Genomic DNA, 10,080 nt, shown 5'->3' with positions numbered 1-10,080 from the left:
CACGGGAGGTCAGCCGCCGGCGGGCGGGCCCGGCACCGGGCGGTCGGCGAAGGAGGCGACCGTGCGGTCCGCGTACGCGCTGACGTCGCCGGTCTCCATCGGGCCGTCCCAGGTGGTCGGCAGCGGCACGGAGGCGGCCGGGTTGACACGACGGACCACCTCGTCCAGCACGGTCTCGGCGTCACCGACCCAGAGGTGCTTCGCCCCCGGCACCCCGACCACCTCGGCCTGCGGCACCGCCGCGAAGCGCTCCCGGGCCTCGTCCGGGCGCAGGTAGTCGTCGAACTCCGGGACCAGCGCGGTCACCGGCCGGCCGGCCTCCGCCCACTGCGCGAGGTCCTCCGGCGTGGAGTAGCGCAGCGGCGGGGAGAGCAGGATGGCCCCGGTCACCGCCGGGTCGCCCCCGTACTTCAGGATCAGGTCGGTGCCGAACGACCAGCCGAGCAGCCAGATGTTCGGCAGCTCGTGGAACTCCGCGTACTCGATGGCGGCGGCGACGTCGAACCGCTCCCCCACCGCGTTGTCGAAGGCACCCTCGCTGGTGCCGCGCATGCTGCTGGTCCCCCGGGTGTTGAACCGGAGGACGGCCAGGTCCGCCAGCGCCGGCAGCCGCCAGGCCGCCTTGCGGAACACGTGGCTGTCCATCATCCCGCCGTGGGTGGGCAGCGGGTGCAGGCACACCAGCGTGGCCACCGGCTCACGGTCGACGGGCCGGGCCAGCTCGCCGACCAGCTTCAGACCGTCGGCGGTGTGCAGCTCGATGTCCTCCCGCCGCCCGGGCAGGATGGAGGAGGCGCGGATGGGGGTGCTCACCGGACCAGTCTCCCGCGCGCCGGCCCGCCCCGCCCAGCGGGGCGGAAACACGGTGATCCAGATCGCTCGCGGGGCGGCGCCCGCTCAGCCGTACCGGGGTGCGCTGCGGCCGCGCTGGACGATCGGGCTGCGCCGCTCCCGGGCCCGCCAGCAGCCGCTGTGCCAGTGCCGCCGGTCGGTCAGGTCGCCCGTGCCGTCGGCCGGCCACGCCACCAGGTGCGCCACCCCGGGGCGGATCTCCTGGTCACACCCTGGGCAGCGGTACGTCTTGGTGGACGCCCCGCCGCCGACCCCGCGTACCTGCCACTCGCCGTCGCGCCACTGCTGCACCGAGGCGACACCCTGGCGCGCCCGGTCGGAGTCCAGGTGTGCGGTGTCCTCGCGGCGGGGGCGGTTGCGACGGGGGCTCACGCTTTCCAGCGTACGGCCGAGCGAGCGGGACCGGCCCGCCGGCCGGTGGGGCCGGCGGGCGGTGCACTCAGCGGCGGGTGTGGTCCCGGAAGCCCCGGCCGCTCTTGCGGCCAAGGTAGCCGGCGGTGACGAGGTGCTCCAGCAGCGGCGCGGGCGCGAAGCCCGGCTCGCGCAGCTCCAGGTACAGCTCCCGCTGGATGGCCAGCGACACGTCCAGGCCGACGACGTCGAGCAGCTCGAACGGACCCATCGGGTACCCGCAGCCGAGCTTCATCGCGTAGTCGATGTCGTCGGCGGTGGAGTAGCTGGCCTCCAGCATCTTCACCGCGTCGTTCAGGTACGGGAAGAGCAGCGCGTTGACGATGAAACCCGACCGGTCGCCGCAGATCACGCCGGTCTTGCCCAGCGCCGCGCAGACCGCCTTCGCGGTGGCGGTGGTCTCCGCCGACGTGCGGATGGTCTGCACGACCTCCACCAGCGGCATGATCGGCGCCGGGTTGAAGAAGTGCAGCCCGACCACGTCGGCCGGCCGCTGGGTGGCCATCGCCACGTCGATCACCGGCAGCGACGAGGTGGTGGTCGCCAGCACGACGCCCGGCTTGCAGATTTCGTCCAGGCTGGCGAAGAGCGCCTTCTTGACGCTCAACTCCTCGACCACCGCCTCGACCACCAGGTCGACGTCGGCCAGGTGCTCCAGCGTGGCGGACCAGTTGATGCGGCCCAGCGCGGCGTCCCGGTCGACCTCGCTCAGCTTGCCCCGGACCACGCCCTTGTTGAGCGAGGTCTTGACCGCCTCGAAGACCTTGGCGGACTTCTCCGCGCCCCGGGTCACCGAGACGACCTCGTACCCGGCCTTGGCGAACACCTCGATGATGCCCGTGGCCATCGTCCCGGAGCCGACCACGCCGACCTTCGCGATGCCGCGCGCGCCGTCGGCGAGCGCCGACTGCGACGTCACCGGCGTCTGGTCGTCCGGTACGACGACCGGGGAGCCCGGCCGCTCGTAGGTGTAGAAGCCGCGGCCGGACTTCCGGCCGAGCAGGCCCGCCGTCACCATCTGCTTGATCAGCGGCACCGGGGCGTGCCGGCGGTCCCGGCCGCCGCGCCGGTACATGGTGTCCAGGATCTCGTACGCGGTGTCCAGACCGATGAGGTCCATCAGCGCGAGGGGGCCCATCGGCAGGCCGCAGCCGAGCTTCATCGCGGCGTCGATGTCCTCGCGGGTCGCGTACCGGGCCTCGACCATGCTCACCGCGTGGTTGAGGTAACCGAAGAGCAGCGCGTTGGCGATGAACCCGGCCCGGTCGCTGATGGTGACGTCGACCTTGCCCAGCCGCTCGCAGAGCGCCTCCACGTCGGCGACGACGTCGGGCGAGGTGACCACCGTGCGGACGACCTCGACCAGCTTCATCACCGGGGCGGGGTTGAAGAAGTGGATGCCGATCACCTGGTTGGGCCGGGTGGTGGCGACGGAGATCTCGGTGACGCTCAGCGACGAGGTGTTGGTGGCCAGGATCGTCTCGGGCTTGCAGACCTTGTCCAGCTCGGCGAAGATCCGCTGCTTCAGGTCCAGGTGCTCCGGGACCGCCTCGACCACCAGGTCCACCGAGTGCAGCGCGTCCAGCCCGACCTGGAAGTCCACCCGGGCGAGCAGGGCGTCGCGGTCGGCCTCGGCGAGCTTGCCCTTGGCCACCGCCCGGTCGGTCGAGCCGGTCAGCGTGACCCGGCCGCGCTCCAGGGCCGCCTCGGAGATCTCCACCGCCACGACGTCGATGCCGTTGCGGGCGAAGACCTCCACGATGCCGGCACCCATGGTGCCCAGACCCACCACACCCACTCTGGTGAACTCGCGCGCCACGACCGGCCTCCCCTTGGTTCGACTCCGCCGTTGCCGACATGAACGGCCGCTAAGGTTATGCGCCGGAGTCTGCCACGTGACGCTGGGTTGTCGAGACGCCGTGGGATATTTCACGCACCGCGCCCTCAGGCGGTCGTGGGCACCCCCGTCAGCGCCAGCAGCTCGGCGACGAACTCGGCCGGGCGCTCCAGGTGCGGGCTGTGTCCGCAGCCGGGCAGCACCACCTCCCGGTACGTCCCGCCGGCCGCCGCGTACCGGTCCAGCACCGCCCGCGTCTGGCCGACCATCGGCTGCGGCGGGCACGCCTCCTTCCCCGGCCAGCCCGGCACCACACCGAGCGATCCCAGGTACGCCAGGTCGAACAGGGAGGTGTCGGAGACGATCACGTCGGCGTCGCCGCGTACCCAGGTGACCGGCGGCTTGACCGGTACGGCCACCAGCTCGTCGGCGATCCGGAAATGCGCCGGGGCGAGGGCGTTCAGCACTCCCCGCCCACCCGGCGCGGTGCCCGGCCAGTTCACCGAGGGCTCCGCGGTGCCGGGGTAGTTGTCCACGCCCGTGCGGGTGGAGAGCACGCTGTCCAGCAGCAGGTCCTCGTCGTCGCCCAGCGACGCCGGGTCCGCCACGTACGCGGTCCGCAGCACCGTCCGGGGGCTCGTCGGCGCGTCCTCGCTCCGGTCGCCGGCAGTCAGCCGCCGGACGAAGTCGGCGCTGGCCGTGCCACCGCCCGTGCCGGCGAAGTCGGGCGTCGTCGGCGTGCCGTCCAGGTCCCGTGTCCCGCCGAACCCGTACGGCGACGCCGGCGCGGAGAGCAGCAGCGCGGCCACCCGCTCGGGGTGGTCGACGAGCAGCCGCATGGCCACGCCCCCGCCGAGGGAGTGCCCCACCACGACCGGCCGCGCCCCGGCCGGGAACAGGGAGTCGTCGTCGAGCAGGGCGGCAACGTCGTCGGCGAAGTCGGCCAGCCCGCGCGTCGCGTCCACCGGGGCGGTCTCGGTGTCCCCGTAGCCGCGCAGGTCGGGCGCGACCACCCGCAGCGTGGCCGGCAGCCGCCGGACCAGCGGCTCCCAGAAGGCCGACGACGAGCAGTTGCCGTGCACCAGCAGGACCGGCGTGCCGTCCGGCGGCCCCGCCACCCGTACCGCCTGGCTGATCCCGTTCGCCGACACGATCCGCTGCGCGCTGTCCATCCGCGGGATGCTGCCACGCGACGGCGGGCCCGTCCATGGGCCCGCCCACCACGACCGTGGCCGCGACCCTGTGCCGCACCCCCGTGGGTGGGCGTGAGCGTCGTCGCCGGCCCTCAGGCCCCGGCGATCGCCGCCGGAACCGGGTCCGTCGCGCCGGTTCGGTCCGGCGCGATCGGCAGCGGCAGGGTCGGCCGGTGGTCCCGGCGCAGTGCGCCGAAACTCAGGCCCACCGGATCGGTACGCGCGAGACCCGGATCGAAGAACCGCAGCTCGGTCCGCCCCACCCGGATCACGTCACCGTCGGCGAGCCGCTCCACCGTGGTGATCCGCCGGTCGTTGAGCCAGGTCCCGTTGGTCGACCCGAGGTCGGCCAGGCACGCACCCTCCGGGTCGCGCCACACCTCGGCGTGCCGCCGGCTCAGGTGCGGATCCGGGACGACGAGGTCCACCGTCGCCCCCCGCCCGATCACCATCCGCGTCGGCGCCAGCCGGAAGCTCAGCCCCCGCATCGGCCCACCGGCCACCGTCAGCAACGGCAGCAGTTCCGGATGTTCCTCCATGGACAGTCCCGCCCCTCCACCCCACGCGGTCACCCCGTGCGCCAGCCTGCCACCACACGGTAGTTGGCTCCACCACCGAGTGGTCATCTCCGGTGCCCCGGCCGGACACCTTGCGGTCATTGAATCGGCGTACGCGAATGGTGCCACGTACGACCGACCGGACTGCGGGCGCCGCGCTCGGGCCGCGGGCCTACCGGCGAGTAATCCTCGGGTCTAGACTTCCGCCATGACGGCTGTGCATGTCCCGGGCACCCCGGTCATCGAGGACGGTCGACTGGTGTCGACCAGTCCCGCGACCGGCGCCGAGGCCGGACGACTCCCCGCCGCGAACGCGGCCGACGTCGAACGCGCGGTCGCCCGCGCCCGCGAGGCCGCCGGCTGGTGGGCCGGGCTCGGCTTCACCGCCCGCCGCGAACGCCTGCTGCGCTGGCGCGGCCTGCTGGCCCGCCGCATCGAGGAGCTCGCCGAGCTGGTGCACCTCGAGGGCGGCAAGCCGGTGGCCGACGCCATCGTCGAGATCGTCACCGCCGTCGAGCACGTCGACTGGGCCGCCCGCAACGCCCGCCGGGTGCTGGGGCCGCGCCGGGTCCGCTCCCGGCTGGTCCTCGCCGAGTTCTCCGCCCACCTCGAATACCAGCCGTACGGTGTGGTCGGCGTGATCGGCCCGTGGAACTATCCCGTCTTCACGCCGATCGGCTCCGCCGCGTACGCGCTGGCCGCCGGCAACACGGTCGTGCTGAAGCCCAGCGAGTACACGCCGGCGGTCGGGCAGTGGCTGGTCGACACGTTCGCCGAGGTGGTGCCGGAGCAGCCGGTGTTCACCGCGGTGCACGGGCTCGGCGACGTCGGCGCCGCCCTGTGCCGCTCCGGCGTGGACAAGCTCGCCTTCACCGGTTCCACCGCCACCGCCAAGAAGGTGATGGCGGCCTGCGCCGAGTCGCTCACCCCGGTGCTGCTGGAGGCGGGCGGCAAGGACGCGATGATCGTCGACTCCGACGCCGACCTGGACGCCGCCGCGGACGCGTGCGTCTGGGGCGCGCTCACCAACGCCGGCCAGACCTGCATCGGCATCGAACGCGTCTACGCCGTCGCACCCGTCTTCGACACGTTCGTGGACAAGGTGGTCGAGCGGGCCGGCCGCCTCACCGTCGGCGCGGAGGGCGCCGACATCGGGCCGATCACCATGCCCAGCCAGCTCGACGTGATCCGCCGCCACATCGACGACGCGCTCGCCCGGGGCGGGCGCGCGGTGCTCGGCGGGGCCGACTCCGTGCAGCCCCCGTACGTGCGGCCGACCGTGCTGGTGGACGTCCCGGAGGACGCCGCCGCCGTCCGTGAGGAGACCTTCGGCCCGACGCTGACCATCAACCGCGTACGCGACGCCGACGAGGCGGTCGCCCGCACCAACGCCGTCCCGTACGGCCTGGGGGCCTCGGTCTTCGGCCGGCGGCGGGCCGTGACGATCGCACGGCGGATGCGCTCGGGGATGGCCTCGGTCAACTCGGCCCTGACCTTCGCCGGGATGTCCACGCTGCCGTTCGGCGGCGTGGGCGACTCCGGTTTCGGGCGCATCCACGGCGAGGACGGGCTGCGCGAGTTCGGGCGTCCCAAGGCCATCACCCGGCGGCGGGCCCGCTCGCTGCTGCCCGCGATGACCTTCGACCGCACGCCGGCCGACATCGACCGCCTGGTCAAGGCCATCAAGGTGATGTACGGCCGCTGACGGCTCCGGCCCGGGTCGCTCCGGGCCCGCACCGGTCAGAACAGGGTCAGCTCGTCCCGCTCGATGCCGCGCAGCTTGTCGTAGTCGACGACCACGCAGCGGATCCCCCGGTCGGTGGCGAGGACCCGCGCCTGCGGCTTGATCTCCTGCGCGGCGAACACGCCGGTGACCGGGGCCAGCAGCGGATCGCGGTTCATCAGTTCCAGGTAGCGGGTGAGCTGCTCCACCCCGTCGATCTCCCCGCGCCGCTTCACCTCGACGGCGACGGCGCCGGCGTTGGCGTCCCGGCAGAGCAGGTCGACCGGGCCGATCGCGGTCATGTACTCGCGTCGAACCAACGTGAAGCCCTCGCCCAGCGTCTGCGGGTTGGCGGCCAGCAGCTCCTGCAGGTGCGCCTCCACACCGTCCTTGCGCAGGCCCGGGTCGACGCCCAGCTCGTACGACGTGTCCTGGAAGATCTCCTCCAGGGTGATCCGCAGCTCCTCGCCGGCCTTGTTGACCACGCGCCAGACGCCCGGCGCCTCCTCCAGCCGACACGGCGGACTCATCCAGTTCAGTGGCTTGTACGCCCGGTCGTCGGCGTGGATCGACACCGACCCGTCCGCCTTCACCATGAGCAACCGGGTGGCCAACGGCAGGTGGGCCGAGAGCCGTCCGACGTAGTCCACCGAGCACTTCGCAATGACCAACCGCACCCGAGGAGCCTAGCGGAGTCCCGGGCGGTCGCCACCGAGCGCCACTGGTGTGCCGGTGCGATGCTGAGACGGTGTTCGAAGTACTCACCGGTACCGGTCTCGCCGCCTCGGCGGGGCTGAACGCCTACATACCCCTGCTCACCATGGGCCTGCTGGCTCGCTACACCGACGTGATCGACCTGCCCTCCGGCTGGCAGTGGCTCGGCAACGGCTGGGTCATCGGCATCCTCGCGGTACTGCTCGCCATCGAGGTGGTGGCCGACAAGGTCCCGGTGGTCGACCACGTCAACGACGTGGTGCAGACCGTGGTCCGTCCCACCGCCGGTGGGCTGGCCTTCGGCGCGGGCTCCTCCTCGGAGACGGTCACCGTGAGCGACCCGGGCAGCTTCTTCTCCTCGCACCAGTGGGTGCCGGTGGTCACCGGAGTGCTCATCGCCTTCGGCGTGCACCTGCTCAAGTCCGCCGCCCGCCCGGTCATCAACGCGACCACGGCCGGGGTCGGTGCACCGGTCGCCAGCACGGCGGAGGACGCCACCAGCGTCGTCGTGTCCGTGGTCGCGATCCTGCTGCCGGTGCTGGTCCTGGTGTTCCTGGTCGGCCTGGCGTTCTTCGTCTACTGGTTCCTGCGCCGCCGGTCCGACCGACGCCGGCAACGCGACGCGGCGCGAGCCGCCGGCTTCCAGGTCTGACCGGAGTACGCCGCTGGCCGGCACCCGGTGTTCGGGTGCCGGCCAGCGGTGTGGTTCCGGGGTCGGTCGTTGCGGTGGTCAGCTGTTCCAGTGCTCGGCGACGAGGTCGGCGGCCTGCTGCTCCCACTGGGCGTAGTGGTTCGGGTAGGCCGAGACCTGGACGGTCTGGGCGGCCTTGGTCAGCGGCATGTCCTTCCAGCCGTCGACCTGCTTGAGGCCCTTCAGGAACGCCATCGTCGAGTACTCGGGGTCGGTGATCTGCTCGACCGTGCCCCAACCCGAGGACGGGCGCTGCTGGAACAGGCCCTGCGAGTCGTGGTCGTTGCGCTCACCCAGGTGACCCAGGTTCTCCAGCTTCGACTCCTGCAGCGCGGTCGCGATCGCCACCACGGCGGCGCGCTCGTCCATGTCGGCCTTCTTCGTCGCGGCGATGATCGCCTTGACGTTGCCGACCTGCTCATCCGACAGGTCGATGCGCGACTGCTTGCCCTGCACACCGTGCGGGATCAGCTTGCCGGTGTCGGTCTTGTCGGCCTGCACCACGGCGACCGGGGTCGACTCGACGGCCGGGGCGGCGGTGGCGGTGGCGGGGCCGGCGAAGATGCCACCGGCGAAGGCGATGCCAGCGATACCGAGAACGCTCTTACGCATGATCGTGTTCATGGGGAAGCTCCTTTTGGGGGTCAGCACCCTGAGCCGAGGGGGAATCGGCCCCATGCGGGGTGCGAGGCACCATCCGGTGCTTAAGGAAGTTCGGGGGGATCGGCACACGCTCACCGGAGCAGGGGGTTGCTCGTCCGCGGTGCCAGGGGGATGTAACGACCGGCTACCCGCGGTCATTCCGGGGGCCGGGGACCCGCATGTCGGCGGTCCCGTGTTCGTCGAGGGGATTCAACGACCGGCCGGCCACCGTCATTCCGGGGCCGGGCGACCCACGCCCGGGGGCTGCGCGTCCTGCTCGATCGTCCACCCAATGTAACGACCCCCGGCCGGCCACGATTCCGCCGCCAGGATGCCCCCGGTCACACCCCGAAACCGGACATCCGGGCCGAAGCCGGACGTGGCGGCGAGGGGGCCGGGCGGAGATCCACTCGACATCACTGAAACCGGGGCATCGACCCCAACCGGACAGCCCAACTCCACGGAACCCGAGTCGATCAACAACCACCCCACGTGGCCACCGCTCCGGTGCCCGGTCGAACCCCCACCCGCAACGCCACAAAAGCCTAAAATCAGGGCAACACCCTAGAGGAGGTTGGCATGACCGCAGCGATGGAGATGCCCCGCGTCCAGGAATGCGTGGTCGCGGCCTGCGCGTACAACCACACCGGCGACTGCCACGCCTTCGCCATCACGATCGGCAGCATGGATCACGCACACTGCCACACGTTCATCGAGATGCCGGCCGTGCGGGCCGGCATGGACGGCCAGATCGCACAGGTCGGTGCGTGCCAACGGGCGGACTGCCGGCACAACGAGCAGTTGGAGTGCCACGCCCCGGCGATCAAGGTGGGTCCGGACAACGACATGGCCGACTGCATGACCTACGCCGGCCGCTGACCCGCGAAACCACCCGCCGCCGACGGCCGCAAGCAGCCGCAGCCGCTGTCCAAGGCCGGCACCGGCAGCAGACAGCGTTAGAAGGGGCCCCCTGTACAACGCCAGGCGTTAACGGGGGGCCCTTCCTTACACCGGCAGGCCGTTGGACTCGCGGACGACCGTGACGAGTTCGTCGATGATGCCGGTGAGTGCGAAGTCCTTCGGCGTGAACACCCGGGCGACCCCGGCGGCGCGCAGCGTCTCGGCGTCGCCGGCGGGGATGATGCCGCCGACCACCACCGGCAGGTCACCCCGGCCGGCGGCGCGGAGCCCGTCCAGCACCGCGGGTACCGCCGCGAGGTGCGAGCCGGAGAGCACCGAGAGCCCCACCAGGTCGACGTCCTCCTCGACGGCGGCGGCGACGATCTGCCCGGCGGTCAACCGGATGCCCTGGTAGACGACCTCGAAGCCGGCGTCGCGGGCGCGTACCGCGATCTGCTCGGCGCCGTTGGAGTGCCCGTCCAGACCGGGCTTGCCGACGAGCAGCCGCAGCCGGCCGCTGCCCAGCTCACGCGCGGTCGCGGCGGCCCGCTCCCGCACCC

11 protein-coding genes are annotated in these 10,080 nt (G+C 72.4%); 3 read left to right on the top strand and 8 right to left on the bottom strand.

The window, feature by feature from the left end:
• Positions 1-9: 9 nt before the first annotated feature.
• The 5 genes from AB0I76_RS14800 to AB0I76_RS14780 form a co-directional block, all read right to left on the bottom strand.
• A complete protein-coding gene (locus tag AB0I76_RS14800; protein ID WP_357034703.1) occupies positions 10-813 on the bottom strand; it encodes an alpha/beta hydrolase in 804 nt (267 codons plus the stop codon).
• An 84-nt stretch (positions 814-897) separates the two neighbouring features.
• Positions 898-1,224, bottom strand: a complete 327-nt coding sequence (locus AB0I76_RS14795; protein ID WP_357034701.1) for a hypothetical protein — start codon at positions 1,222-1,224, stop codon at positions 898-900.
• 67 nt (positions 1,225-1,291) lie between these two features.
• Complete coding sequence (locus AB0I76_RS14790; protein WP_357034699.1) at positions 1,292-3,082, bottom strand: 3-hydroxybutyryl-CoA dehydrogenase; 1,791 nt, start codon at positions 3,080-3,082, stop codon at positions 1,292-1,294.
• A gap of 125 nt (positions 3,083-3,207) precedes the next feature.
• Positions 3,208-4,272 carry an alpha/beta hydrolase gene (locus tag AB0I76_RS14785; protein WP_357034697.1) on the bottom strand — a complete coding sequence of 355 codons (1,065 nt, stop codon included), beginning with the start codon at positions 4,270-4,272 and terminating at the stop codon, positions 3,208-3,210.
• A 113-nt stretch (positions 4,273-4,385) separates the two neighbouring features.
• Positions 4,386-4,832, bottom strand: a complete 447-nt coding sequence (locus AB0I76_RS14780) for an FHA domain-containing protein (protein WP_357034695.1) — start codon at positions 4,830-4,832, stop codon at positions 4,386-4,388.
• Between the two features lie 226 nt (positions 4,833-5,058).
• On the opposite strand from AB0I76_RS14780, the gene AB0I76_RS14775 reads away from it, so the two are divergent.
• On the top strand, positions 5,059-6,555 hold the full coding sequence (locus AB0I76_RS14775; RefSeq protein WP_357034694.1) for an aldehyde dehydrogenase family protein: 1,497 nt from the start codon (positions 5,059-5,061) through the stop codon (positions 6,553-6,555).
• A 35-nt stretch (positions 6,556-6,590) separates the two neighbouring features.
• Here the strand turns inward: AB0I76_RS14775 and nucS are convergent, their stop codons facing one another.
• Positions 6,591-7,250 carry an endonuclease NucS gene (gene nucS / locus AB0I76_RS14770; protein ID WP_357034692.1) on the bottom strand — a complete coding sequence of 220 codons (660 nt, stop codon included), beginning with the start codon at positions 7,248-7,250 and terminating at the stop codon, positions 6,591-6,593.
• Between the two features lie 71 nt (positions 7,251-7,321).
• Between nucS and AB0I76_RS14765 the strand changes: the two genes are divergently transcribed.
• Entirely contained in the window at positions 7,322-7,939 is a 618-nt protein-coding gene (locus AB0I76_RS14765; protein WP_357034690.1) for a DUF4126 domain-containing protein, read from the top strand.
• A gap of 78 nt (positions 7,940-8,017) precedes the next feature.
• Here AB0I76_RS14765 and AB0I76_RS14760 read toward each other — a convergent pair whose 3' ends face one another.
• A complete protein-coding gene (locus AB0I76_RS14760) occupies positions 8,018-8,602 on the bottom strand; it encodes a hypothetical protein (protein WP_357034688.1) in 585 nt (194 codons plus the stop codon).
• Between the two features lie 597 nt (positions 8,603-9,199).
• Between AB0I76_RS14760 and AB0I76_RS14755 the strand changes: the two genes are divergently transcribed.
• A complete protein-coding gene (locus AB0I76_RS14755) occupies positions 9,200-9,499 on the top strand; it encodes a DUF1540 domain-containing protein (RefSeq protein WP_357034686.1) in 300 nt (99 codons plus the stop codon).
• Positions 9,500-9,625: 126 nt separating this feature from the next.
• Here the strand turns inward: AB0I76_RS14755 and AB0I76_RS14750 are convergent.
• Positions 9,626-10,080, bottom strand: a 455-nt coding sequence (locus AB0I76_RS14750; RefSeq protein ID WP_357034683.1) for a cobalamin B12-binding domain-containing protein, incomplete at its 5' end; no start/stop codon positions are given.

This window comes from Micromonospora sp. NPDC049799, from assembly GCF_040656655.1.
GTDB lineage: Bacteria > Actinomycetota > Actinomycetes > Mycobacteriales > Micromonosporaceae > Micromonospora.
Note: the sequence above shows the minus strand (reverse complement) of the source record. Positions and strands in the feature narration are given on the sequence as shown.